Source organism: Consotaella aegiceratis (assembly GCF_036541425.1).
Classification (GTDB): domain Bacteria; phylum Pseudomonadota; class Alphaproteobacteria; order Rhizobiales; family Rhizobiaceae; genus Consotaella; species Consotaella aegiceratis.
The window spans coordinates 50,224-74,104 of the sequence record NZ_JAZHFT010000013.1; the positions used below are offsets into that span (position 1 = coordinate 50,224).

The 23,881-nt window shown below is 65.1% G+C and carries 23 protein-coding genes; 13 read left to right on the plus strand and 10 right to left on the minus strand.

Annotated features, from left to right (window positions below):
• Nucleotides 1-457 precede the first annotated feature (457 nt).
• From SMD10_RS11235 to SMD10_RS11270, 8 genes are all read right to left on the minus strand, one after another.
• Complete coding sequence (locus tag SMD10_RS11235) at nucleotides 458-1,282, minus strand: ATP-binding cassette domain-containing protein (RefSeq protein ID WP_331685780.1); 825 nt, start codon at nucleotides 1,280-1,282, stop codon at nucleotides 458-460.
• Nucleotides 1,279-2,274: an ABC transporter ATP-binding protein gene (locus tag SMD10_RS11240; RefSeq protein ID WP_331685781.1), complete on the minus strand. Its 996-nt coding sequence runs from the start codon at nucleotides 2,272-2,274 to the stop codon at nucleotides 1,279-1,281. Before SMD10_RS11240 ends, SMD10_RS11235 begins: the two co-directional genes overlap by 4 nt.
• Complete coding sequence (locus SMD10_RS11245; RefSeq protein WP_432757226.1) at nucleotides 2,271-3,146, minus strand: ABC transporter permease; 876 nt, start codon at nucleotides 3,144-3,146, stop codon at nucleotides 2,271-2,273. Before SMD10_RS11245 ends, SMD10_RS11240 begins: the two co-directional genes overlap by 4 nt.
• The gene (locus SMD10_RS11250; RefSeq protein ID WP_331685782.1) at nucleotides 3,143-4,090 is read right to left on the minus strand and encodes an ABC transporter permease; all 948 of its coding nucleotides are present in this window, start codon (nucleotides 4,088-4,090) and stop codon (nucleotides 3,143-3,145) included. The genes SMD10_RS11245 and SMD10_RS11250 overlap by 4 nt, the downstream gene beginning before the upstream one ends.
• Nucleotides 4,091-4,141: 51 nt before the next feature.
• Nucleotides 4,142-5,581: an ABC transporter substrate-binding protein gene (locus tag SMD10_RS11255; protein ID WP_331685834.1), complete on the minus strand. Its 1,440-nt coding sequence runs from the start codon at nucleotides 5,579-5,581 to the stop codon at nucleotides 4,142-4,144.
• Nucleotides 5,582-5,821: 240 nt separating this feature from the next.
• Nucleotides 5,822-6,661 carry a phosphatase PAP2 family protein gene (locus tag SMD10_RS11260; RefSeq protein WP_331685783.1) on the minus strand — a complete coding sequence of 280 codons (840 nt, stop codon included), beginning with the start codon at nucleotides 6,659-6,661 and terminating at the stop codon, nucleotides 5,822-5,824.
• Between the two features lie 27 nt (nucleotides 6,662-6,688).
• Nucleotides 6,689-6,865: a hypothetical protein gene (locus SMD10_RS11265; protein ID WP_331685784.1), complete on the minus strand. Its 177-nt coding sequence runs from the start codon at nucleotides 6,863-6,865 to the stop codon at nucleotides 6,689-6,691.
• 241 nt (nucleotides 6,866-7,106) lie between these two features.
• Nucleotides 7,107-7,301 (minus strand): hypothetical protein, encoded by a 195-nt coding sequence (locus tag SMD10_RS11270; RefSeq protein ID WP_331685785.1) that lies wholly within the window; start codon nucleotides 7,299-7,301, stop codon nucleotides 7,107-7,109.
• Nucleotides 7,302-7,600: 299 nt separating this feature from the next.
• On the opposite strand from SMD10_RS11270, the gene SMD10_RS11275 reads away from it, so the two are divergent.
• On the plus strand, nucleotides 7,601-7,798 hold the full coding sequence (locus tag SMD10_RS11275; protein WP_331685786.1) for a hypothetical protein: 198 nt from the start codon (nucleotides 7,601-7,603) through the stop codon (nucleotides 7,796-7,798).
• A gap of 134 nt (nucleotides 7,799-7,932) precedes the next feature.
• Here SMD10_RS11275 and SMD10_RS11280 read toward each other — a convergent pair whose 3' ends face one another.
• Entirely contained in the window at nucleotides 7,933-8,964 is a 1,032-nt protein-coding gene (locus tag SMD10_RS11280; RefSeq protein ID WP_331685787.1) for a GntR family transcriptional regulator, read from the minus strand.
• A gap of 156 nt (nucleotides 8,965-9,120) precedes the next feature.
• Between SMD10_RS11280 and SMD10_RS11285 the strand changes: the two genes are divergently transcribed.
• From SMD10_RS11285 to SMD10_RS11310, 6 genes are all read left to right on the plus strand, one after another.
• Complete coding sequence (locus tag SMD10_RS11285) at nucleotides 9,121-9,864, plus strand: SDR family oxidoreductase (protein ID WP_331685788.1); 744 nt, start codon at nucleotides 9,121-9,123, stop codon at nucleotides 9,862-9,864.
• A gap of 5 nt (nucleotides 9,865-9,869) precedes the next feature.
• The gene (locus tag SMD10_RS11290; protein WP_331685835.1) at nucleotides 9,870-10,955 is read left to right on the plus strand and encodes an Ldh family oxidoreductase; all 1,086 of its coding nucleotides are present in this window, start codon (nucleotides 9,870-9,872) and stop codon (nucleotides 10,953-10,955) included.
• A gap of 47 nt (nucleotides 10,956-11,002) precedes the next feature.
• Nucleotides 11,003-12,001 carry a C4-dicarboxylate TRAP transporter substrate-binding protein gene (locus SMD10_RS11295; protein WP_331685789.1) on the plus strand — a complete coding sequence of 333 codons (999 nt, stop codon included), beginning with the start codon at nucleotides 11,003-11,005 and terminating at the stop codon, nucleotides 11,999-12,001.
• 24 nt (nucleotides 12,002-12,025) lie between these two features.
• On the plus strand, nucleotides 12,026-12,526 hold the full coding sequence (locus SMD10_RS11300) for a TRAP transporter small permease (RefSeq protein WP_331685790.1): 501 nt from the start codon (nucleotides 12,026-12,028) through the stop codon (nucleotides 12,524-12,526).
• Nucleotides 12,527-12,531: 5 nt separating this feature from the next.
• Nucleotides 12,532-13,812 carry a TRAP transporter large permease gene (locus SMD10_RS11305; RefSeq protein WP_331685791.1) on the plus strand — a complete coding sequence of 427 codons (1,281 nt, stop codon included), beginning with the start codon at nucleotides 12,532-12,534 and terminating at the stop codon, nucleotides 13,810-13,812.
• Nucleotides 13,813-14,028: 216 nt separating this feature from the next.
• Entirely contained in the window at nucleotides 14,029-15,396 is a 1,368-nt protein-coding gene (locus SMD10_RS11310; RefSeq protein ID WP_331685792.1) for an oligogalacturonate lyase family protein, read from the plus strand.
• A gap of 109 nt (nucleotides 15,397-15,505) precedes the next feature.
• Here the strand turns inward: SMD10_RS11310 and SMD10_RS11315 are convergent, their stop codons facing one another.
• Nucleotides 15,506-16,294, minus strand: a complete 789-nt coding sequence (locus tag SMD10_RS11315) for an SDR family NAD(P)-dependent oxidoreductase (protein ID WP_331685793.1) — start codon at nucleotides 16,292-16,294, stop codon at nucleotides 15,506-15,508.
• A gap of 255 nt (nucleotides 16,295-16,549) precedes the next feature.
• Here SMD10_RS11315 and SMD10_RS11320 point away from each other — a divergent pair, with 255 nt between their 5' ends.
• The 6 genes from SMD10_RS11320 to pstB all read left to right on the plus strand — a co-directional run bounded on the left by SMD10_RS11320 (nucleotide 16,550) and on the right by pstB (nucleotide 23,875).
• The gene (locus tag SMD10_RS11320) at nucleotides 16,550-17,530 is read left to right on the plus strand and encodes a hypothetical protein (RefSeq protein ID WP_331685794.1); all 981 of its coding nucleotides are present in this window, start codon (nucleotides 16,550-16,552) and stop codon (nucleotides 17,528-17,530) included.
• A gap of 49 nt (nucleotides 17,531-17,579) precedes the next feature.
• The gene (locus SMD10_RS11325; protein WP_331685795.1) at nucleotides 17,580-18,899 is read left to right on the plus strand and encodes an ATP-binding protein; all 1,320 of its coding nucleotides are present in this window, start codon (nucleotides 17,580-17,582) and stop codon (nucleotides 18,897-18,899) included.
• A 135-nt stretch (nucleotides 18,900-19,034) separates the two neighbouring features.
• Nucleotides 19,035-20,078 (plus strand): PstS family phosphate ABC transporter substrate-binding protein, encoded by a 1,044-nt coding sequence (locus tag SMD10_RS11330; RefSeq protein WP_432757227.1) that lies wholly within the window; start codon nucleotides 19,035-19,037, stop codon nucleotides 20,076-20,078.
• Between the two features lie 162 nt (nucleotides 20,079-20,240).
• Nucleotides 20,241-21,731 carry a phosphate ABC transporter permease subunit PstC gene (gene pstC / locus SMD10_RS11335; RefSeq protein WP_331685796.1) on the plus strand — a complete coding sequence of 497 codons (1,491 nt, stop codon included), beginning with the start codon at nucleotides 20,241-20,243 and terminating at the stop codon, nucleotides 21,729-21,731.
• Nucleotides 21,728-23,047 carry a phosphate ABC transporter permease PstA gene (pstA, locus tag SMD10_RS11340; protein WP_331685797.1) on the plus strand — a complete coding sequence of 440 codons (1,320 nt, stop codon included), beginning with the start codon at nucleotides 21,728-21,730 and terminating at the stop codon, nucleotides 23,045-23,047. Before pstC ends, pstA begins: the two co-directional genes overlap by 4 nt.
• Nucleotides 23,048-23,128: 81 nt before the next feature.
• Nucleotides 23,129-23,875 (plus strand): phosphate ABC transporter ATP-binding protein PstB, encoded by a 747-nt coding sequence (gene pstB, locus SMD10_RS11345; RefSeq protein ID WP_331685837.1) that lies wholly within the window; start codon nucleotides 23,129-23,131, stop codon nucleotides 23,873-23,875.
• The last annotated feature ends 6 nt before the right edge of the window (nucleotides 23,876-23,881 follow it).

Genomic DNA, 23,881 nt, shown 5'->3' on the forward strand with positions numbered 1-23,881 from the left:
TAGCAAAGGCCTTGGTGTTTCGGCATCAGTTTCAAATCATCGCGAGCTTCCTAACTGAAAGTCCTATCACCTGCAAAGAAAGAATCTCCTTAAACCGCGGCAATCTTTCAATGAAATAATTTCATTTCTTGGAAGGACTCACGCGAGTTCGTAAAAAAATGCAATCTTTAGGTGTCGATTTGTAAGCTTGCTAAAGAATATATCGGGCGTTCGGCAAGTCAGGTCGACAACATCAAAGCACAGTGCATCTGATTACAGACGCACGGCGCGGCAAGGCCTGGAGTTATTCGGCGTTTGGCCATCTATCGGAAGGGAATGGCGTCATGGCAGTCGGATATGCGCTCCGGTCCCGCCAAGCAGTAGCGGCACTTCGTGTCATCATATTTCGTTAGCCGGAAGACAATGTGCCGAGACGTGCGGCTCATTCGGACGGTCGATCGGCGCCCGGAACGTTCGTTCAGGCGGACAAGGGCGCGGAAGGCCTGACTGCCGACAGGGTCGGCTCCGCCTCGATCAGCCTTTGCGTATAGGCATGATGCGGCTGGCCCAGCACTCGGTGGGCGGGACCGATTTCCACCAGCCGGCCCTGGTACATCACGCCGATCCGGTCGGAGATCGCCTCGACGGCCGCGAGATCGTGGCTGATGAACAGGATCGCCAGATTTTCCCGTTCCTGCAGATCCATGAGAAGGTTCAACACCTGTGCCTGGACCAACAGGTCGAGAGCCGACACCGCTTCGTCGGCGACCAGAAGCTTCGGGCGCGTGATGAGAGCCCGTGCGATGGCGATGCGCTGGCGCTGGCCGCCGGAGAATTCATGCGGGTATCGATCGGCATCCGTCGGCGCCAGACCGACATTCGTCAGCATTTCGGCGACCCGCTCGCGCCGCGCCGCCCGGTCTGGTTGCGGGTGGAGCAGGTGCAGCGGCTCGGCCACGATGCGCCCGACGCGGTGGCGAGGATCGAGCGAGGCATAGGGGTCCTGGAACACCATCTGGAAGTCGGGCCGCAATCGCGCCAGCTTCGCCGGCGGGAGGGTGGCGAGATCCTGGCCCTCGAACCGGATCCGGCCAGAGGTCGGCCGATCGAGTGCCATCACCAGCCGCGCCAGCGTCGACTTGCCGGACCCGGACCCGCCGACGATGCCGAGCACCTCGCCGTGAGCGATCGTCAGCGAAATATCGTCGAGCGCGCATACCCGCGGGCCCTTGTGCAGCAGTCCGCCACCGCCGAACACGCGCGACAGATGGTCGACCGCGAGGAGGGGAGCGCCCGCGCTCATGCCCCTTGGTCCTGCTCGCCCGCGCGCAGGCAGCGCACGCCGCGCCCGTCGCTCAACTCTCGCCAGGCCGGTTCGCCGTCGTCGCAGGCCGCGATCCGACGCGCGCAGCGGTCGGCAAAACGACAGCCGGGCGGCAACGCTGCATAGGCCGGTACAACTCCGGGGATGGCTGCCAGCCGCGGCCGGGGACGCAGAACCTCGGCCGCCGCGGTGCGGCGGGCCGGCCTCGCGGCGAGGAGGGCCTGCGTATAGGGATTGCGCGGTGTGCCCAGAATCTCCGCTGTCGCGCCGTCCTCGAAGCGCGTGCCGGCATACATGACGAGCGTTCGCCGCGTCGCCCGCGCGATCACGCCGAGGTCATGGCTCACCAGGATCAGCGCCATCCCCAAGTCAGCGACCAGTTCGGCGAGGATGTCGAGGATTTCGGCCTGCACGGTGGTATCGAGCGCCGTGGTCGGCTCGTCGGCGATCAACAGCGCCGGATTTCGGGCGAGTGCGATGGCGATCATCACCCGTTGGCGCTGGCCGCCCGACAGTTCGTGCGGATAGGAAGCCATGCGCTGCCTGGCGTCGGTGATGCGAACGCGATCGAGCAGGTTCAGCGCTCGCTCGCGCGCCGCTTCGCGGTCCATCCCGCCCAGGCGCAGGCCCTCGGCGATCTGATCGCCGACGCGCATGGACGGGTTAAGCGCCGTCATCGGCTCCTGAAAGATCATGGCGATGCGGCTGCCGCGCAGTTGGCAATAGGCGTCCTCGTCGCGGCCGACCAGCTCTTCGCCGTCGAAGCGGATGCTGCCCGACACCTGCGCTCCGCCGGGGAGCAGTCCAATCAGCGCCAGGGCGAGCAGCGACTTGCCGGACCCGGACTCGCCGACCACCCCCAGCGTCTCGCCGGCTTCGAGATCGAAGGCCATGTCGGCGACGATCGGCATCCGCCCTTGCCCGTCGTCGAGCACGATCGACAGGTCGCGGATGGCCAGCAGCGGGCTCACGCGCCGAGGCTCCGGCGCGGATCGAAGAGGTCGCGCAAGGCATCGCCGAGCAGATTGAGCCCGAGCACCGCGAGGGCGATGGTCATTCCGGGCGCGATTGCGATCCAGGGCGCAAGGCCGAAATAGGTCTGCGAATCCGCCAGCATGCGCCCCCAGCTCGGCGACGGCGGCGGCAGGCCGAGGCCGAGAAAGCTCAGGCCCGCCTCGGTGAGGATCGCCAGTCCGAGTTGGAGCGTCGCCTGCACGACGATCTCGCCGCCCATGTTGGGCAGAACATGCTCCAGCGCGATGCGCATCGTTCCTTTGCCGGCGCTGCGAGCGGCCAGGACGTAGTCGCGGGTCAGGATGCGCCGGGCGGTGCCTCGTGCCAGACGGGCGAAAACCGGCACCATGAAGACGGCGATGGCGGTCACCGCCGTCGCCAAACCGGAGCCCAGGGCTGCGCCCAGCATCATCGCCGAGACGATCGGCGGAAAGGCGAAGACGACGTCCATCGCTCGCATGACGATCTCGTCGAGCCAGCCGCGCCGCGCCGCGGCCGCAAGACCCAACCCGGTCCCGACGCCGGCACCCAGCACCACCGCAAGCAAGGCGACGCTCAGCGAATTGCTGGCGCCCGCCATCAGCAGCGAGAGAATATCGCGGCCGAGCTGGTCGGTGCCGAGCAGGCCGGCCTCCAGCGGCGGCCGCAGCTTCTGGGCGATGTTGATCCGGGTCGGGACGGCCGGCGTCCAGAAGGGCGCGAGGCAGGCGACGGCCAGGAATACCGTCATCAGGCCGCCGCCGATCAGCAGCTTCGGCTGGCGCAATGCCATTCGACGGCGTGGCGGCCGGCCGGTTCGGGTTCGCTCGAGCAGCGCCCCCAGCGTCATGGCATCCTCCGCAGTCGCGGATCGAGCGCCAGCTGGAGGAGGTCGACCAGAAAGTTCACCGTGATCACCAGCATGGCGAGCAGCAGCACCACGTCCTGCATCACCACCAGGTCGCGCTGGGTGAGAGCCTGATAGGCAAGGCGGCCGAGGCCGGGCAGGGTGAAGATGTTTTCCACCAGCACGGCACCGGCGATCAGGAAGGTGAACTGGAGGCCGAGGATGGTCACCACCGGGGTCAGCGCGTTCGGCACCGCGTGACGCCACAAAGCCTGACGCCGTGTCAGGCCCTTGGCGCGGGCAGTGCGCACGAAGTCCTCGTTCAGCACCTCCAGAACCGCCGAGCGGGTGACGCGCGTCAGGACGCCCGCCTGCGGCAGGGCCAGCGCGACGGCCGGCAGGAGCAAGGCTTTCAGACTGCCGCTGAGCCCGTCCGCCCATCCGGGAAAGCCGCCGGAGGGGAGCCATCCGAGTCTGCCGGCGAAGATCAGGATCAGGATCAGGCCGATCCAGAAATTCGGAGTGGCGACGCCGAGCTGGGCGAAGATCGACGCGGCCCAGTCGGCGGCGCGGTTCTGGCGCGATGCGGCGAGGATGCCGAGCGGCAGGGCGATCGCGACGGCCAGGCCGATCGCCATCAGCGCCAAGGGCAGGGTGACTGCCAGCCGATCGAGGACGAGCCCGGCCACCGGCACCCCATAGGTGGAGGAAGTGCCCAGATCGCCGGTCAGCGCGCCGCCGATCCAGACCGCGTAGCGCACCGGCAGCGGCCGATCGAGCCCCATCTCGGCCCGTAGCGCCGCCAACGTGTCCTCGCGCGCCGAAGTGCCGAGTTGCACCGCCGCCGGATCGCCGGGCAGCACGTTCATCACCAGGAAGACGATGATCGAGACGGCGGCAAGGGTCGCGGCGAGACTGGCAAGACGTTTGAGAATGGCGATCGGCATCACGCCCGAGCCCGCTTCGTCATGCGATGGTCGGGCGCGGAGCGCCCGGAACTACTCTTCCCAGCGGACATCCGTGAGGTCGTTGGAGGGGATCGGTTCATTGTCCCAGAGGCCGGAAAGATGGATGTTCCATACGCCCAGCTTCGGCATGACGAAAAGATAGAGAGCCGGCACGTCGCGAGCCAGCATCATCTGCGCCTCGCCATAGAGCTCGAACCGCTTTTCCTCGTCCGTCGCCTGTTCGGCCGCCGCGATGGTCTCGTCGAACTTGGGATTGTCGTAGCCGAAATAATAGTCCTTGCGGGCATAGATCCCGATGTCCAACGGCTCGGCATGGGCGACGATCGTCATGTCGAAATCGTGCCCGGTGAACACCTGGTCGATCCAGGTCGCCGGAAACTCTGTGGGAACGATATCGAGCGTCACGCCGATCTCGGCGAACAGCGCCTGCAGGATCTCCGAGGAGCGGGTGGCATAGCTCATCTGCGGCGTCTTGATGGACAGGGTCAGGCCATCGCCGTAGCCCGCCTCTTGCAGCAGAGCGCGCGCCTTGTCCGGGTCGTAGGGATAGACGCCGGTGGCGTCGACATAGCCGGGATCGTTGGGCGTGAAATGGCTGCCGATCGGCTGGCCGTAGCCCGACCATGCTCCCTCGATGACGGTGGCACGGTCGACCGCCATCATCAGCGCCTGGCGCACCTTGGGATTGTCGAAGGGCGCCTTGCGCAGGTTCATGCCGGCCACGACCTTGAGCTCGGTGTCGCCCGCGACCGCCTTGAGTTTCGGATCGCCCTCGAAGCTGCCGAAGAGTTCCGGCGCGCCGAATTCCGGAAAGGCGTCGACGTCACCGCTGCGGATGGCCGCCGCCTGGGCCTGCGGATCGCTGATGAAGCGGAAACTGGCGGAGGCGAGCGCCGGCATGTCCTCGCCGTTCCAATAGTCGTCGTTCCGTACGATCTCGAGGCGATCGCCCTGCCGCCAATCGGCGAACTTGAAAGGCCCCGTGCCGATTGGATCGGTCTTGTTGGTATCGGCCGACTGCGGCTCGACCATGACGGAGGCCGGCCAGCCGAGCCAGTAGAGCAGGTTGCCGGCGGGCTCCGTCAGGTGGACGACCAGGGTCCGCGGATCGGCCGCTTCGACGCGGTCGATCACGCTGAAGAACTGCTTTTGCGGGTTGGTCGACCGGTCGCCGCGAGCGCGATCCAGCGTAAACTTGGCGGTCGACGCGTCGAAAGGCTGGCCGTTGTGGAAGGTGACGCCGGAGCGCAACTGGAACGTATAGGTCTTTCCGTCGTCGGAAATCGTCCAGCCGCTGGCGAGCTGCGGCTGAACCTTGCCGTCGCGGTCGATGCGCGTCAGGCCTTCGAAGATGTTCTGCCAGGTCACCTGGCCGATGGCGGCCGGAGCGGCGATCGTCGGATCGAGGCCCGTCGGCTCGATTCCCATGCCGATGACGACGCTGTCCTTGGCGGCTCGGGCGTCGGGCATTCCGGCAAAGGCGGCGATCAATCCAAACCCGGCGGCTGCGATCCACTGGCGCAGGTGGTAGCCGCTCCGGCGCGGTCCCCGTGCGTTTCGCATTGTGCGTCTCCTCTGCGGCCGCAGCCGCTACGCTCGCTCGATCTCCCGGGGACGTGTCTGCCACAGGCCGTGTGCGGCGCGCAACAGACCGCTGCGTGCCGTGGATCGACGAGGCGCAGAGATAAGAGATATTTGCCCTGGAGCCGGCTAGGATGCGCCGTCGTCGCGTTCCGGCTCGACCATGCCGCGGGTTTCCAGCCAGCGCGCGCAGAGCCACCAGGCCAGCGCCCAGATCGCCCCCATGGTCCAGCCGGCAGCCACGTCGGTCGGCCAATGCACGCCGAGATACACGCGGCTGGCGCCGACCAACACGGCCAACAGGATGGCGACGCCGATCAGGTAGGCCTTAACCTTTCGGTTTGGCTCGACACGGGCCACCAGCGCGGCAAGGGTCAGATAGACGACTGCCGACATCATCGAATGGTTGCTGGGAAAGCTGGCCGTATAGACGACGGCTTCATGCGGTACGAGATCGGGACGCGGCCGGTCGAAGCCCCGCTTGAGGAGATTGCCGACCAGATAGCCACTGCCGGTGGACAGCAGCACCAGCCACATCGACCGTCGATTGCCACGCATCCAGAGCCATCCGGCAACGGCTAAAGTTAGGAATGACAGCACACCCACGCCCCCCAGGGCGGTGAAGTCGCGAGCCGTTTCCTCGAACCACGGCGGCCCGATCGGATCGCCGAGATCGACGGGGTTGCGAAGCGCCGTCAAGATCATCGCGTCGAAGCCGTGAGTGTCGCCTTCCAGCACCTCGCCGGCGAGATTGACGAAGCCCCAAAGGCCCGCCGCCAGGATCACCAGGACGATGAGCGTAGGCACCTCGACCCGCTGCGTGACCTGCGCGACCGCCTTGCCGCCGAGGGCCTTTCCGACCGCGAGATTCCTGCGCCAATGGCGCCGTTGTTCCGATATCGACATGAAATGAAGGATGTGCTGGGCGAGTGCGGAGAAGAAGACCTGGGCCTCCGCCTCCGATGCCATGAGATGGATGGACGAGGGGTTGGTGGCTCAGCCGGCGCCGCCGTCGGCATCGCCGCCGTGCTTCACGTCGGGCAGCGTGCCGGCTCCGGGCGTCGCATCCTCATTGGTCAGCTCGGGTTTGGCGTGCGGACCTTCGGGCGGCGCGTCGGACATCTTAGCAGGCTTCCGGCCCTCCGGGCGGTCGTGAGGCTTGCTCGCAGTCATTGAGATCTCCATCCAGGCATTCCATGTCATGAACGCCGTGATGCGCCGCGAGTTGCGAAGGATTCCGTGTCGATGGCGCCGGTCAGTCCGCCGGCTCGGCCTTCGAACATGCCGGGTGGGGCAGCCACGAAGGAGGAGTTCTCGGCTCCGGATCGCGCCCGCAAGACCGCACGATCCCCAACCTATCCGAGGAAGGCCTTTGCGAAAAGCGATCGCGATCGTCGTCGGGCACGCGGCATCGTCAGGCAGCAGGTCCTGCTCCGATCAACTGATCATCGGCAAGATCGAACATGTAGCGAATTTCTTCGACCGAAAACCCGGCCTCAAGGGCCAATTTCACGTCTTCACCCAAGGCCACCTTGGGCGCGAACCTGAGAATCTGCCGGCGCTCATCCCACCGTGCGGGGTCATCGTTGCGTGTCGTGTCGAAAGCCATTGCCGTCTCCTCTCCGTTAGAAACGCAAGACCATCTGACCAGCCTCTAGAGTGCATTCCCGATGCCTTAAAGTCCACCCGAGAATGGTAAGGCAGGAAAAAGTCCAGGGCGCCAAGGCGACGGTGTGACGGTGCGTTTTCCGGCTTTTGGCATTAGAAATCTACAATTTCATAAGCTGAACCGATTTGAAACCAGAAGAACCGTTATCGGGATCGTCAGGGAACTTTCCGGTAAAAAGTAGGTTACTACCGGATATTCAGCTTTTGTAGCCGGCAATCCAACCGCAACGGACGACCTCGATGGCTCGATTTTTGGATGTGGCGATCGATATCGCTGAGCTCATGAAGCAATGGCCGGATGCCCGACGGGTGCTGGACCTCAACGAGGAAGCCACGCGGCTGGTGGGACGACATGTGTCGTCCGGCGTACCACTTGAAGCCGTGGTCGAAGCGTTGCGCAGTGAATGCGCCGCCTCCGGAATCGTGTGTCGCGGCTGAGCCAGGCTGAAGGCTAAGCAGAGTGTCCGCTGGACCTGGCTATTGAGAGGGTATCACCGACCGGTCCACGAAAGTGTCGGTAGTAAAACGACAGTCGATCGTCCCCCCGCGTTCCAATATTTGCCATCTCGAGCCTAAGTCTGGCGCTCCAGATAGGGCAGGTCGTGCGGCGTTGCGGCCTTCTGGATGAGGTCGATACGCGCCAGGGCGCGACCGCTGGAGACCTGCAGGTGCTCGCGCAGCAGGCTCGCGGCGATGGCGACGTCGCCCCGTTCCAGAGCCGCGATGATCGAGAGATGCTCGGACAGAAAGGGTTCCTGCCCGAACAGGTCGCCGGTCCATCGATACAGAAACCGATGCGCCAGCAGAAGCGACTGCGGCGCGGCGATCGCTTCGATCAGGGGGGCGTTGCCGCAATGGCGCAGCAGATCGACATGCAGCTCCTGTTCGAGCGCGTCGAGCAGCGGAACCCCGACCTCCGGCAGGGCAATCGCATTTTCCAGATGAGCGCGCGCTCCGGCGAGCGTCGCGGGCGATAGGGTGGCTGCGGCCTTGATCAGTGCCGCCGGTTCCAGGATGGCTCTCAGCTCGTAGAGGTCGTCCACCAGCTCGGGCGATAGAGCCGGCGCGCACCAGCGCGATCGATCGTCCTTGTTGAGCAGCCCTCGCTGCTGCAGGCGTGCCACCACGTCACGCGCCACCGTGCGACTGACGTAGTAGCTCAGCGCCAGCTTGGCCTCGTTCAGCCGCCACGCGCCGAAGGCAATGCGCGCGATGATCTCCTCTTCGACCTCGTCGTAGATGGGCTGCCAGCTAGGCTGGGAGAGCAGGCGCACCGGGGGTGGGACCGACGGGCTCGCCGGCGCGTCGACATCCGCAGCGAGGGCGCCGTCCTGCCCGCTATGATCGCTGACGATATAGCCGCGGCCGTCTGATTTTTCGACGAGCCCGGCATGGGACAGTTCGAGGAGCGCCCGCCGAGCAGGCGCGCGACTCACCCCGAAGCGCTCGGCGATACTCGTTTCGGTCAGCTGCTGCCCGGCACCGAGCGCACCCGTTCTGATCTGCTCCGCCAGGATGGCGAAAGCACGCTCGTAGAGGCGCGGCGCCGTGCCCGAAATGCGGCCGTCGCTTTGGTCGATGGGCTGCTCGGAGGGAAAATCCACGATTCGTTTGTTCCCGATCACCGTTGGCCATGACTAAATCCAAACGGACGGTGCTGCAAACGGTCTCAACCGAGGGTGGAATCGGTGGTATGGGATTGCCTCTCGTTCGCGAGATGATGTATAGTGTACACAGTCGACGTTGATCGGAGGAGGACGATGGCAGGACGGCTCGATGGCAAGCGCGCTTTCGTCACGGGTGCCGGTCAGGGCATCGGGCGCGCGATTGCGATCGCCTTCGCCCGGGAGGGAGCCGAAGTCGTCGCGCTCAGCCGCACGCTCGCCAAGATGCAGGACCTCCCCGCGATCGATGAGGCGATCGAGCCGCGCCAACTCGACGTGACCGACGGCGAGGCCGTCCGGCACGCCGTTGCGAATGCCGGCCGTATCGATATTCTGGTGAACTGTGCCGGCTGGGTTCAGAACGGCACGATTCTCGATTGCAGCGAGCAGGATTGGGCCGAGAGCCTCGACCAGAACGTCACGTCCTGTTTCCGGACGATCCGGGCGGTCCTGCCGCAGATGATCGATCGCCGGGGCGGCTCCATCATCAACGTGGCTTCGGTGGCCTCCAGCATCACCGGGGTCGCCAATCGTGCAGCCTATGGGGCCAGCAAGGCCGCCGTCATCGGATTGACCAAGGCCGTTGCCCGCGATGTCGTCCGCACCGGCGTCCGCGTCAACGCGCTCTGTCCGGGCACCACCCATTCACCATCGCTGGAAAGCCGCATCCAGGCGAGCGATGATCCGGAAAAGATGCGGGAAGAATTCGTCGCGCGTCAGCCGATGGGCCGTCTCGGTACGGCGGAGGAGATGGCGGCCGCTGCCATCTACCTGGCCGGCGACGAATCGGCCTTCACCACCGGCCAGATGTTCGTCGTGGACGGAGGGCTGACATTGTGACCGCCTTGGATCAGCCGAACCCGTCCGACGTCGGCCGGGTGGCACTTGCCGACCTCGACCGGTTCTGCCGGGAAGCCCTGGCGGCGGTCGGCGTCGACGCCCCGACCGCCGAGGCCGCGACGCGGGCCATGATGCACGGCACGCGGCTCGGCATCGACAGCCACGGCGTGAGGCTCCTGGGCCACTACCTCACGGTCTTGGCGGCGGGGCGTGTCAATCCGCGGCCCAGCCCGAGGCTGCTGCGTCTGATGGGCGCCACAGCCACTCTCGATGGCGACCACGGCCATGGCGCCCGCTCGGCCTATTTCGCCATGGACCATGCGGTCGACCTCGCGGCCGAATACGGAATCGGTGCTGTCGCGATCCGCAACAGCTCGCACTTCGGGCCGGCGGGCGCCTATGCCGTTCCGGCCGCCGCGGCCGGCATGATCGGCGTCGTGACCTGCAATTCGGACAGCTTCGTGCGTCTGCATGACGGCGCCGCGCGCTTCCACGGCACCAACCCGTTCGCCTGCGCCGTTCCCATGGACGACGAGCATCCCTGGCTGCTGGACATGGCCACGAGTTCGGTGCCGTACAACCGCATCCTGCTCTATCGCAGCCTGGGACGGTCGATGCCTCCCGGCACGGCATCGACGGCCGACGGCCTCGATACGAGCAATCCGGAAGAGACCGAGATGCTGGCCCCGCTGGGCGGCGCCTTCGGCTTCAAGGGAGCCGGGTTCGCGGGCTTCGTCGAGATCCTGAGTGCCGTGCTGACGGGCATGAAGCTCAGCTTCGATATCCTGCCCATGGCCGGACCCGACCTGAGCACGCCGCGCCAGATGGGCGCCTTCGTCATGGCCATCCGTCCTGACGCCTTCGTCGAGCCGGAGGTCTTTGCCGAAGGTATGCGACGGTATGTCGAGACGTTGCGCGCCTCGCCGGCGCGCCCCGATCATGCCGTGATGGCGCCGGGCGATCGCGAATGGGCCGAGGCGGCCCGGCGTGACCGATTGGGCGTGCCGATCGATCCCGAGACGAGCAACGAATTTGCGGAGATTGCAAAGCGCTACGGGCTCAGCCCGCTCAGCGCGAAGACCGTGCCATAGTATCCGGACATACAGCGACTCAGTCACGTCAACAGAGGAGGAGTGTGATGAAGCTGAGCAGTGGTCTTGCCGCCTTGTCGGTGGCGCTCGGATTGGCGGTGCTGGTTGCGGCGCCGGCCGGAGCGCAGGAAACCTATACGTTGCGCTTCAACCACGTTCTCGGGCCGAACGAGCCGTTCCACAAGGGCTTCCTGGCCTGGGCGGACAAGGTGAAGGAGCGCACCGGCGGCGGGTTGACGATCGACGTCTTCCACAGCGCCCAACTGGGCGTCGAGGAGGACATCATCGAGCAGATCCGGCAGGGCGCCAATATCGGCCAGAACACCGATGCGGCCCGGCTGGGCAACTACGTGCCCGGCATCGCGGTGGTGAACGGGCCCTACTTCGTCGGATCCATGGAGGAGGCCTTTGCGCTGGCCGATTCCCCCACCATGCAGGAATGGGAGCAGGAACTCGCCGACGAACACGGCCTCAAGGTCGTCTGCTTCGACTGGGTTCAGGGGTTCCGCAACTTCTACACCAACAAGGAAATCCATACGCCCGACGATCTGAAGGGGCTGCGGATCCGCACGCCACCCGCACCGATCTGGCAGGAATCGATCCGTGCGCTGGGGGCCGAACCGGTCGCCATGGCCTTCGGTGACGTCTATCCCGGCCTGCAGCAGCAGGCGGTCGACGGCGCCGAGCTGGTCTATCCCAATATCACGGCGGCCAATTTGAACGAGGTGCTCGACTACGCCAACGAGACCAAGCACATCCTGCTCGTCAACTTCCAGGTCGTCAGCTCCGCCTGGTTCAACGAACTGCCGGAAGACTATCAGACGGCGCTCGTAGAAGAGTGCCGGGCGACAGGGCAGGAAACCTCCAAGGTCATCCAGCAGGCGTCCGACGAGGCCAAGGCGACGCTCAAGGAGCGCGGCATGACCATCGTCGAGGACGTCGATCTCGAGGCATTCAGGCAGGCCGGCGAGAAGGCCTACGAGGTGCTCGGCCTGGTCGACGCCAAGAACAAGGTTCAGGCGGAAATCGGCAACGCCGCCCCATAAAGGCGGCCCCCGGCGGGGATCGGAATGCGGACTCTCTACCGATACGTTCTCAAGGTCGAGGTCGTCCTCGCCGGCTTTTTCCTGCTCGCCATGGCGGCGCTCATCTTCGTCGGCGGCACGGCGCGCATGATGCATCACCCGATGAACTGGACCATCGACATGGCCACCTGCGCCTTCGCCTGGGCCTGTTTCCTGTGTGCCGACATCGCTTGGCGCAACGACTCGCTGATGGCGATCGAGGTGGTGACGGAGCGGATGCGGCCCTCGGCCCGCCGCATCGTCGGCTACGTCAGCGACGCGATCATCATCGGCTTCCTCTGCTATGTCATCTATGCCGGCGGCTGGCTCGCTTGGGTCAGCCGGGCACGCAGCTTCCAGGGCATTCCCTGGATCAGCTATTCCTGGGTGACGGCGAGCCTGCCGGTGGGGGCGGTGTTGCTCCTGATCTCCACCGTGCTCAAGATCCGCCGGGCGTCCCTGGGCGAGACCACGCCGGCCGACCTGCCCTCCCATCCCGAAGTTTAGGCGTCATGCTGCTCGTCACGGCCGCGTTCGTCGTTTTTCTGATCATCGGCATGCCGGTGGCCTTCGCCATCGCCATCTCGGGCACGCTATTCTTCCTTCTTCACCCGGAACTGCCCTTCACCATTCCGGTGCAGGTGACGGTATCGCAGACCCAGAATTTCGCGCTGCTGGCCGTGCCGCTGTTCATCCTGGCCGGCAACTTCCTGAACCGCTCCGGCATCACCGAACGTCTGCTCGATCTCGCCTCGGTGCTGACGGGCCGCCTCAAGGGGGGCTTGGCACAGGTCTCGATCGCGCTCGCCGCGCTGATGGGCGGCGTCTCGGGTTCGGCCATCGCCGATGCGGCGATGCAGACGCGCATGCTCGGCGACGAGATGGTCAAGCGCGGCTTTACCCGCGGCTTTGCCGGCGGCGCACTGTCCTATGGCGCGGTGCTGACACCGATCGTGCCGCCCGGCATCGGCATGATCCTGTTTGGAACCATCGGGCAGGTCTCGATCGGCCGGCTGTTTGCGGCCGGTATCGTGCCGGCGCTGCTGTTGTGGGCCGGCTTGTCGCTGTCGATCTGGATCACCGCGCATTTTCGCGGCTACGAGCCGGAGCGCCAGACGCGGCCGACGGTGCGCGAGACAGCGAGCGCTCTTCGCGCCGGTCTGTGGGCTCTGCTGTTTCCCGTCTTCCTGCTGGTCGGCCTGCGCATGGGCGTGTTCACGCCGTCCGAGATCGGCGCCTTCGGCGTTCTCTACGCCGTCTTCATCGGTGTGTTCGTCTATCGCCAGATGCGCCTGCAGGGGTTTCTGGCGGGACTGGAAAGCAGTTTGACGGATGTCGGCGCCGTCATGTTCCTGATCGCGCTCTCGGCCATCTTCAGTTACGGCATCGTGCTGGAGCGTGTGCCGGAGGCGGTGGCGGACTGGATCGTCAGCGTCACCGACAGCGTCTACGGCGTCATGACGCTGATCTGCATCGCCGTCGTGATCATCGGCTTCTTCATCGACGCCACCGTCCTCATCATCATGCTGACGCCGATCGTCCTGCCGGTGGTGCGCCAGCTTGGCGCCGATCCGGTGCATTTCGGCATCGTCTTCATCGTCGCCGCGACCATCGGCAACTTCACGCCGCCGGTGGGCGCGGCGATGTATGCGGTCTGCTCGATCCTGCGCTGCCCGATCGGCGAATACACTCGTGAATCGATGCCGTTGTTGGTGGCGGTCATCCTGGTGACGCTGCTTCTGATCTTCATTCCGGGAGTCGTGCTGTTCGTGCCGAACCTCATCTTCGGCTGAGGCTCGCGCCGCCTCGATTCCCGGCGGCGCCGGACGGCCGGAGAGGGGGGCGATTGCCCGACGCTCTAGAACCGACCGATAAAGGTGCTACGGCTGCCTTAGTTTTTCTGACAGGATGGGGTCTGTCCTGGCGGCAAAACGAAGGCTCGTATCCCGCGATCGCGATAAATCGACATTGCGCACCTGCATCTACACAGTGGCGATCGGAGGAAGTCGATGTTGGACAGACGACAAGTCATCAAGGCAAGCTTGGTAACGCTTGCCGCAAGCACAGGCGTCGCACGCCCCACAATGGCAGCCGCGGCGAAATCGAATGCGACTGGAGAGTCTAGCCCCGAGAACTGGGTCGACGACTCAACCGGCCACCGCATCGTTAGGCTATCGAGCGAGCCTGGAACCAAGGCACTCTACTTCAACCAGAATGGCTATACGCCGGAAGGCGATATTCTCATCGTCCATTCGCCCAGCGGCATCTCTGGGATCAATCTTGCGACTCGGGAGCAGAAGCCGATCCTCGAGCGCCCCAATATCAAGCTGCTGTTCACTGGCCGCAAGACACGCCGTGTTTATTTCACCAAGCTCCAACCCGGCGGCACAGACAGCGACGCCGAGGCCACGCCGGACAAGCCGTTGACGATCGAAGCTGTCGACGTCGATAGCGGCGAAGTATCCGACGTTGCCACCATCACCCGCGGCAGCATCGCCTCGATCAACTGCGACGAGACCCTGTTGCTCGGCTCATTTGCCGAGCGCGAATTTTCGTTGCAGCCCGGGAGCAAAGGGCGGGATTCGAAGACCGGGCAAACGAAATATGCTGCTACAGGCCCCGACGGCAAACCGTTAAGCTATGCCGACGCCAAAGAAGTTCGCATGGACGACCGGCTGGAAGCGAAGATCCCGATGGAGATGTTCACCGTGGACGTCGCCAACGGCGAGGTGAAGACGGTTCACCGTGCGACCGATTGGCTCAATCACCTGCAATTCTCGCCAACCGACCCCAATCTCATCATGTTCTGCCATGAGGGGCCGTGGCATAAGGTCGACCGGATCTGGACCATTCGAACCGATGGCTCGGATCTGACGAAGATTCATACCCGTATGATGAATATGGAAATCGCCGGTCACGAGTTCTTTGCTCCGGACGGCAAAAAGATCTGGTACGATTTGCAGACACCACGCGGCGAGGATTTTTGGCTCGCCTCGTACGACCAGGAAACCGGTAAGCGGCAATGGTTTCACCTGCAACGCAACGAATGGTCGGTGCATTTCAACGTTGCACCCGACGAGAGCGTGTTCGCCGGCGATGGCGGCAACGAGGACATGGTGGCGCATGCGCCTGACGGCAAGTGGATTTATCTCTTCAAGCCGATGCCGATCCCCGATGTCGCTGGCATCAAGGCGCGAAACGCGGCCGATCTCGTCAGCCCCGGCTATCTTGACGCGGAAAAGCTGGTGAACATGGAGGGGCACGACTATCGGCTAGAGCCGAATATCACGTTCACGCCGGACATGAAGGGCATCGTGTTCTCATCGAACATGCACGGTGACCCGCACGTCTATATGGTGCTGATCGACAGACCCTGAAGCACTGGCACCGGGGCGGTTCGCTAAGCGCCGCCCCCATGAATTGATAAAGCACATCGCCTCCATCTCGACGGAATCCCCGTGCGATTCAGCCAAAACTCATCCAGACCTACTCCCCGTCGACCGGGACGGTGTAGTTGAGCGCCAGACGGCCGCCGTCGGCATAGATCGTCTCGCCGGTGATGTAGCTGGCATCGTCGGAGGCTAAAAACGCTGCGATCGACGCGATTTCCGCCGGGTCGCCGATGCGCCCGAGCGGCGTGCGCGACAGGATCCGCTGGTTGGCCTCCTCGTCGAGCGCCACAGCGCGCAGGAGGTCGGTCATGATCGACCCGGGGCCGATCGCGTTGACGCGGATGCGATAGGGCGCCAGCGACAGCGCCATCACCTTGGTCAACTGGGCGACGCCGCCTTTCGACGCCGAATAGCCGACCTGATCCGCCAGGCCGAAAATGGCGTTGATCGACGACATGTTGACGATCGAACCGGCCGGGCCGCCTTGCTTCACCTTCTCCACCAGATGCCGCGCCACGGCCTGGCTACACAGGAAGGTGCCCTTGAGGTTGACCCTCAGCACGCGGTCGAAGTCGGCTTCGTCCACCTCCAGAAAATCGGCCTTGTGAACGATGCCGGCATTGTTGACCAGAATGTCGACGTCGCCGAAGCGATCGAGCGTTGCCGCCACCAGGTTGTGCACGTCGAGCCGTTCGGAGATGTTGGTCTGAAAGAAGGCGACATCGCCCAGGTCCGAGAGCTGGTCGACGGCTTCGGTGCCGGCCTTCTCGTCGACGTCGGCGATCGCCACCTTGGCGCCTTCCTGCAGGAACCGGTTGACGACGGCATAGCCGATGCCTTTGGCTCCGCCTGTCACGATCGCCACTCTTCCGTCCAGCGCCATGGATCTTCTCCCGATATCTGCGGTTGCGGAGCAAGCCGTTTGCCGACCATGGCACAGGCCAAGGGGCCGGCGAAAGCGCTGTGCGCGCCGGCAAGGCCGGTTTCCTCCCGCCTTGACTTGTTCTACACAGCCTAAGGGGCTTCCCGTCGATGGAAGCCGATGCCGAATCCGGGCCAGCCCGGCAGTTGAGCGGTGTTCGGGTCCGGGTCGTCAGCCGTCATCCGGAGACCGGAGGGTCGAGCGGGGGAACGGCGGATGAGCGCCATCGAACGGAGCCTGCGGAGCGCCTTGGACAAGGGCGACGCCGCTGATCCGGTCTTCCGCCGGGCGCTCTATGCATCGGCTCGCCAGGCTCTGGACCGGCTCGTCGAGAGCCATCAACCCGGCCCCGAGGCGGAGAGAGCCCATCGCGCCCGGCTCGAGGCGGCGATCGCCGAGATCGAGGCGGATTATGGAGGGCGCGAGACCGACCCGCTTCCGGCGTCGCCGTCGCCGGAGCGACGATTCGCACCGACTCCGACAATGTCGGATCGACCCTCCCGCGCGACCGCCGAGCCTCTCGCCTTGGATGCGGCGCCGGATCGGGCGCGTCGGCCGGCCCCGGCTGCCCACCGTCCGCGCTGGCCGATTGTTGCGGGAGCGGCCCTGGGCATCCTCGCGCTCGCCGTGGCGGCTGTCGTCTTGGTTTCACCTTTGAGCGCTATCGTGCAGGCCCTGGGCGGCGGCAACGGCTCGAACGACCCGGCCTCCGCAGCCTGGATCGCCGTCTTTTCCGGTTCCGAGCTGGAGGCGGTCAGCACGTCGGATGGCGCCTCGGCTGAATTGGTGGCCAGTGGTGCCGGCGGTGCCTTGAAAGTGACGCCGGCAGCGGGCGGTCAGGGCACCGTGTCCATCGAAATCGGGCAGGGCGTGCTGAACCGGATCGCCGGCCGGCACGTCGAGGCGGAACTGACGGTCGGCGCGTCGGCGCAGGGCGCGGGCGCCGCCGAATTGACCTGCCGGTTTGCGGACGCATCGCTCTGCGGGCGGCCAACGCTTCGGACCGCCGACGAGGAGGAGGTTTTCATGGTCGAATTCGACGTGCCGTCGCAGGATCAAGCTCCTGCAAGCTTCGATTTCACCTTCGAGGCCGCCGACACCCCCGATGGGCTTGTCCTGCACGGGATCAGGATGCGGATCGTCGACGACCGCGCGGAGACCGCCGCCCCCGTCGTGCGAAGCGCCTACCTGAGTTGAGTGTTCCGCCACCGCGCTGAGCATTGCTCGATGGATCGACCGAGACACCATGCCCTCTAGTCCGCCGCCCGATACCGAGTCCCCGGCGCAACGGCGCTGGCAGCCGTCGGCAATGCGCGTCGGAGTGGTTGGCGCGCTGGCGCTGCTGAGCGTCGCATTCTTCTTTCCGCAGGCTCGTGTCGTAGCGCTTGGCGGTCTGGCCGTTTTGGCGCTGGCCGCGTTCCTGCCGTCGCGCCGCCGGCCGCCGGCCCAGATGCGCGAGGAGGAACGGCGGCGCCAGATTCCGCTATGGCCGGAGACGCCGATGAAGGCGGTGGTCGAGGCGCTGCCCAGCCCGGCTTTCATCCTCGACCGCAATCTCGCGCTGCGCTATCGCAACGCCTTGTCGGAAAAGGCGTTCGGCGCCATGGCGCTGGGCGATTCGATCTCGCTGCGGCTGCGTTCGCCGGAACTTCTGGCCGCGATCGAGTCGGCGGTCAGGCAGTCGGCGGCCGAACGGACGCAATATGTCGAGCGCGGCCTGGCGGGGCGCTCTTGGAGCGTCGACATCGCGCCTATCCCTGCGCCACAGGGCGAGAACCCCTACTTCTTCCTTCTGCTCTTCTACGACCGCACCGCCGAGCACGGCGTCGAGCGCATGCGCACCGATTTCGTCGCCAATGCCAGCCATGAACTGCGCACGCCGCTCGCTTCCGTGCTCGGCTTCATCGAGACATTGCAGGGGCCTGCCAAGGGCGATGCCGCGGCACGGGACAAGTTCCTCGCCGTCATGCACGACCAGGCGACCCGCATGTCGCGCCTGATCGACGACCTCATGTCGTTGTCGCGCATCGAGATGAAGCGCCATGTGCCGGTGGAAAGCTCGGTCGATCTGAAGCGCCTGCTCGGCGAAGTCTGCGAGATGATGAGCCCGCTGGCCCACGATCTCGGCGTCTCGCTCGAACTGGAACCGTCCTCCGGCGACTACCCGATCGTCGGGGAGCGGGACGAACTGATCCAGGTGTTCTCGAACCTGATCGAGAACGCCTGCAAGTATGGCCAAGCCGGCCAGCGGGTGGTGCTGTCGCTGGCGAGCCGGCGCGATCGCGACATCCGCTATTTCGACGTCGCGGTCCGGGATTTCGGTCCGGGTATCGCCGCCGAGCATGTGCCGCGCCTCACCGAGCGGTTCTACCGCGTCGACATGGCCCACTCCAGCGCGAAGCGTGGAACCGGCCTGGGGCTCTCGATCGTGCGCAACATCCTGGTGCGCCATCGTGCCGAACTGCTGATCGAGTCCGAGGTCGGCCGGGGCTCGACCTTCACGGTTCGCCTGCGGGCTGCCGCAACCGATCGGGTCAATCCGGAGAAAGCTGTTCTGGAACAGTAGGTTATACTGTCATAAAACAGATAACCAACTGTCATATAGACGTAGCCCAAGACCGATAGACGAAATGTCGAACCGCGGTGACGAAAGGTTGCCTGATGATCGGTTCGACAACGAAACTCCTCAAGGAGCCAACCCGTGACGATTCTCAAGACTGCCAGCCTCGCGCTTGGCGCATCGATGATCATGGTCGGTGCAGCCTCCGCGCAGAACGCGGAGCCGATCCAGATTGCCGGCTCTTCGACCGTTCTGCCCTACGCGCAGATCGTCGCCGAGACCTTCGGCGAGACCTTCCCCGAATTTCCGACCCCCGTGGTCGAGTCCGGTGGTTCGTCCGCCGGCCTGAAGCAGTTCTGCCAGGGCGTCGGCCCTGACACCATCGACATCGCCAATGCTTCGCGCGCCATCAAGGACTCGGAGGTCGAGGCCTGCAAGGGCGCTGGCGTGACCGACATCCAGGAAGTCAAATTCGGCTATGACGGCATCGTCTTCGCCAGCGACATCAACGGCCCGGACTTCGCCCTGACGCCCGAGATGGTGTTCACGGCGTTGGCCGCAAAGGTCGTTCAGGACGGCAAGGTCGTCGACAATCCGTACACGAGCTGGGCCGAGGTCGATTCCAGCCTGCCGGACCAGAAGATTCTCGCCTTCATCCCGGCCGAGAACCACGGCACCCGCGAAGTCTTCTCCGAGAAGCTCCTGGCCGCCGGCTGCGAAAGCTCGGGCGCCCAGGAAGCCTTCGTTGCATCCGGCATGGACGAAAAGGCCGCCGGCGCCCAGTGCATGGCGGTCCGCAAGGACGGCGCCGCCACCGAGATCTCCGGCGACTATACCGAGACCCTGTCGCGCATCGATGCCGACAAGCAGGCGATCGGCGTGTTCGGCCTGGCCTTCTACGAGCAGAACCAGGACAAGCTGAAGGTGGCCACCGTGTCCGGCATCACGCCGTCGGTGGAGACCATCGCCAAGGGCGAGTACCCGGTGTCGCGTCCGCTCTACTTCTACGTCAAGAAGGCCCACATCGGCGTCGTCCCGGGTCTGGCCGAGTACGTGAACTTCTTCCTGTCCGATCAGATGATCGGCACGGATGGTCCGCTCGCCGACTACGGCCTGGTCCCGGCTCCGGATGCCGAGCGCGACGAGTTCCGCTCGAAGTTCGAGAACGGCGACACGCTGGGCTGACGTCTTGGCGGTCTGGCGGACGATCGGTCCGTCTGGAACCACGGGTATGGCCGTCAGCTCCTCGGGCTGACGGCCACTGTTGAGTGACGGGTGTGTCCATGGCCTCATCGAATGTCGAGGCAGTGCTGCCGCGGGCGCGTCGGGTGTAGGTAGGAGAAACCGGTGTCGACCTTCACCATCATCCTGATCGTATTGTTGATCGCGGCAGTTGGGTTCGTCCTGGCCCTGCGGCGCGGTCACGAACTGGCGTCCCGTTCGGAGCGCCGGCTGCATTCACGCCCGATCTACCACGCCACTTATGTTCTCTCCTGGACGCTGGTGCCGTCGCTTCTCGTGCTGGCGGCCTGGCTGATCGTCTCGCCGATCGTCATCGGGGCCGACCTGCGCGCCGAGGTGCCCGAACAGGACCTTGCCGAAAGCGGCCTGACCGCGGAACTCGCCCACGAGATGGTCTCGGCCATCGGAAAGGGTCTGCGGCTGCTGCCGTCCGACGAGCGCGACCAGGTTTCCGAAACCACCACGATCGAGGAACTGGTGCCGCTTCTGCAGCGGCGCGGCATGCCCGTCGCCTCCTCCTCGAAAAGCTTCATGATCCCGCTGGCGCTGCGCCAGAACCATCTGGAGGACGTAAGCCGCTGGCTGATGACCGCCGTGGTGATCGTGCTGGCGTTGCTCGGCGCCATCTGGGGCTATCGGCGGCTGGCGGTGCGGCTGAGGGCCCGCAACGGCGTCGAGGCGGTGGTGCGCACCGGCCTGATCGTCTGCTCGTCGATCGCCATTCTCACCACGGTCGGCATCGTCCTGTCGATGATCTTCGAGACCTTCGATTTCTTCTCACGCGTGCCGCCGCAGGACTTCTTCTTCGGAACGGTGTGGGATCCGGGCTTCGCGGGGGCCGGTTCGGGCGGCGTCGCCGGCCGGTTCGGCTTCATCCCGCTGTTCGCCGGCACGCTCTACATCAGCGCCGTCGCCATGGCGCTCGCGGTGCCGGTGGGGCTCTTCGCCGCCATCTTCATGGCCGAATACGCCGACGGCCGGACCCGATCGATCGTCAAGCCGCTGCTCGAGGTGCTGGCCGGCATCCCGACCATCGTCTACGGCTTCTTCGCCCTGATCACGGTCGGCCCTTTCCTGCGTGATCTTTCGGCCGAATTGGCCGGGCTCGTCACCGGCAACTACGCCAGTTTCATCCAGGCCCAGAGCGTGTTCACGGCCGGCCTGGTGATGGGCATCATGCTGATCCCCTTCGTCTCGTCGCTGTCCGATGATGTCATTACCGCCGTGCCCCAAAGCCTGCGCGACGGATCGCTGGGGCTGGGCGCGACGGAGTCTGAGACGATCAAGCGGGTGATCCTGCCCGCCGCGCTTCCGGGCATCGTTTCGGCGCTGCTGCTCACCGCCTCGCGCGCCATCGGTGAAACCATGATCGTGGTGCTGGCCGCCGGCGTTGCAGCCAACCTGACGGCCGATCCGTTCCGCGCGATGACGACGGTGACGGTCAAGATCGTCAATCAGTTGACGGGCGACCTGGAGTTCACCTCGCCGCAGACGCTGGTGGCGTTCGCGCTGGGCATGACGCTCTTCGTCATCACGCTCTGCCTCAACATCTTCGCCCTCTACATCGTGCGCAAATATCGGGAGCAGTACGAATGACGGACGCGACCGCCAACGGCTATCGCGCGGCCAGCGCTGCCCCGGCCCGGCGAGATATCGGCATCAAACGGCGCTATGCCGCCGAGCGGCGCTTCCGCTTCTATGGGATGGCGGCCATCGCGATCGGCATCCTCGCCCTGATCGCACTGCTTTGGAGCGTTTTCTCCAAGGGCTACACAGCCTTCTGGCAGACGGAGATCCATGTCCCGATCACCTTTTCGGAACAGGTGATCGATCCCAAGGGCACTGGCGGCAAGGACCAGATGGCCCTGCGCATGGCGGACTATCCGAAGCTCGCCCGCGAAGGCCTCGTCGCTGCTCTCGGCATCGATCCCGAAGACCGCAGCGCGGTGACGGAAGCCAGCAAGCTGATTTCGACCGGGGTGCGCGTCGATCTGCGCGAGATGGTCATGGCCGATCTCACGCTGATCGGCAAGACGCGGGAGGTCTGGCTCTATGCCAGTTCCGAGCTCGACAGCGCCCTGAAAGGCCAATACGACCTCTCGGTCGACGAAAGCCGGCGGCCGATCAGCGACCGACAGCTTCAGTGGGTCGAAAAGCTGAAGGACGAAAGTCGGCTCGAGCAGCGCTTCAACTGGGGCCTGTTCACCTTCGGAGCATCCAGCCGCGCCGAGACGGCGGGCGTCGGCGTCGCCATCGTCGGCTCGTTCTACATGATGCTGATCGTGCTGGTGCTGGCGCTGCCGATCGGCGTCGCGGCCTCGATCTACCTGGAGGAGTTCGCGCCGAAGAACCGATGGACCGATCTGATCGAGGTTAACATCAACAATCTGGCGGCCGTGCCGTCGATCGTCTTCGGCCTGCTCGGCCTGGCGGTGTTCATCAACTGGTTCGGCCTGCCGCGTTCGGCGGCCATCGTCGGCGGCCTGGTGCTCACCTTGATGACGCTGCCGACGGTGATCATCGCCACGCGCGCGGCGTTGAAGGCCGTCCCGCCCTCGCTGCGCGACGCCGCGCTCGGGGTCGGCGCCTCGAAGATGCAGATGGTCTTTCACCACGTCCTGCCGCTCGCCCTGCCGGGCATCCTGACGGGCACGATCATCGGCCTCGCCCAGGCGCTGGGTGAAACGGCGCCGCTGCTTCTGATCGGCATGGTCGCCTTCGTCGCCGACTATCCGGACACGCCGCTGGATGCTTCGACGGCCCTGCCGGTGCAGATCTACATGTGGGCCAACGAAGCCGAGCGCGCCTTCGTCGAGCGGACGTCGGGCGCCATCATCATCCTGCTTCTCTTCCTCGCCGCCATGAATTTGACGGCCATCTTTCTGCGCCGCCGCTTCGAGCGGCGTTGGTAGCAGCAACGGACCCTTGCCATGGAACAGACAGTGCCGACGCAATTTCAGGAGCCGGTCACCAGGGCCAACTGGCCGGTGAAGATGGACGCCAAGGACGTGTGCGTCTTCTACGGAGAAAAGCAGGCGCTCTACAATGTCGATCTGGAGATCCCCGAAAACCAGGTGACGGCCCTCATCGGGCCGTCCGGTTGCGGCAAGTCGACCTATCTGCGCTGCCTCAACCGCATGAACGACACGATCGACATCGCCAGGGTGACGGGCACCATCACGCTCGACGGCGAGGACATCTACGCGCCCGACCTCGACGTGGTGGAACTGCGCGCGCGTGTCGGCATGGTCTTCCAGAAGCCGAACCCGTTCCCCAAATCGATTTTCGACAATGTCGCCTATGGACCGCGCCTGCACGGACTCGCCCGGTCGAAGGGGGAGCTCGAAGAGATCGTCGCCACAAGCTTGCGGCGCGCCGGCCTGTTCGAGGAGGTCAAGGATCGCCTCAACGAACCGGGCACAGGCCTGTCGGGCGGCCAGCAGCAGCGTCTGTGCATCGCCCGCGCCATCGCCGTCTCGCCCGAGGTGATCCTGATGGACGAGCCGTGCTCGGCGCTCGATCCGATCGCCACCGCCAAGGTCGAGGAACTGATCGACGAGCTGAAGGAGAACTTCACCATCGTCATCGTCACCCACTCGATGCAGCAGGCGGCGCGTGTGTCCCAACGAACCGCCATGTTCCATCTCGGCAATCTGGTCGAGGTCGGCCCGACCGAGAAGATGTTCCAGAACCCGGACGACAAGCGCACCCAGGATTACATCACCGGCCGCTTCGGTTGAGCCGGC

Bases quoted from the DNA above. Each gene is read 5' to 3' on its own strand.
- SMD10_RS11235 (WP_331685780.1), bottom strand. From the start codon at position 1,282: ATGAGCGCGGGCGCTCCCCTCCTCGCGGTCGACCATCTGTCGCGCGTG.
- SMD10_RS11245 (WP_432757226.1), bottom strand. From the start codon at position 3,146: ATGACGCTGGGGGCGCTGCTCGAGCGAACCCGAACCGGCCGGCCGCCA.
- SMD10_RS11260 (WP_331685783.1), bottom strand. From the start codon at position 6,661: ATGGCATCGGAGGCGGAGGCCCAGGTCTTCTTCTCCGCACTCGCCCAG.
- SMD10_RS11295 (WP_331685789.1), top strand. From the start codon at position 11,003: ATGAAGCTGAGCAGTGGTCTTGCCGCCTTGTCGGTGGCGCTCGGATTG.
- SMD10_RS11255 (WP_331685834.1), bottom strand. From the start codon at position 5,581: ATGCCCGACGCCCGAGCCGCCAAGGACAGCGTCGTCATCGGCATGGGA.
- SMD10_RS11315 (WP_331685793.1), bottom strand. From the start codon at position 16,294: ATGGCGCTGGACGGAAGAGTGGCGATCGTGACAGGCGGAGCCAAAGGC.
- SMD10_RS11305 (WP_331685791.1), top strand. From the start codon at position 12,532: ATGCTGCTCGTCACGGCCGCGTTCGTCGTTTTTCTGATCATCGGCATG.
- SMD10_RS11250 (WP_331685782.1), bottom strand. From the start codon at position 4,090: ATGCCGATCGCCATTCTCAAACGTCTTGCCAGTCTCGCCGCGACCCTT.
- SMD10_RS11270 (WP_331685785.1), bottom strand. From the start codon at position 7,301: ATGGCTTTCGACACGACACGCAACGATGACCCCGCACGGTGGGATGAG.
- SMD10_RS11320 (WP_331685794.1), top strand. From the start codon at position 16,550: ATGAGCGCCATCGAACGGAGCCTGCGGAGCGCCTTGGACAAGGGCGAC.
- SMD10_RS11310 (WP_331685792.1), top strand. From the start codon at position 14,029: ATGTTGGACAGACGACAAGTCATCAAGGCAAGCTTGGTAACGCTTGCC.
- SMD10_RS11265 (WP_331685784.1), bottom strand. From the start codon at position 6,865: ATGACTGCGAGCAAGCCTCACGACCGCCCGGAGGGCCGGAAGCCTGCT.
- SMD10_RS11300 (WP_331685790.1), top strand. From the start codon at position 12,026: ATGCGGACTCTCTACCGATACGTTCTCAAGGTCGAGGTCGTCCTCGCC.
- pstA (WP_331685797.1), top strand. From the start codon at position 21,728: ATGACGGACGCGACCGCCAACGGCTATCGCGCGGCCAGCGCTGCCCCG.
- SMD10_RS11285 (WP_331685788.1), top strand. From the start codon at position 9,121: ATGGCAGGACGGCTCGATGGCAAGCGCGCTTTCGTCACGGGTGCCGGT.
- pstB (WP_331685837.1), top strand. From the start codon at position 23,129: ATGGACGCCAAGGACGTGTGCGTCTTCTACGGAGAAAAGCAGGCGCTC.
- SMD10_RS11325 (WP_331685795.1), top strand. From the start codon at position 17,580: ATGCCCTCTAGTCCGCCGCCCGATACCGAGTCCCCGGCGCAACGGCGC.
- SMD10_RS11275 (WP_331685786.1), top strand. From the start codon at position 7,601: ATGGCTCGATTTTTGGATGTGGCGATCGATATCGCTGAGCTCATGAAG.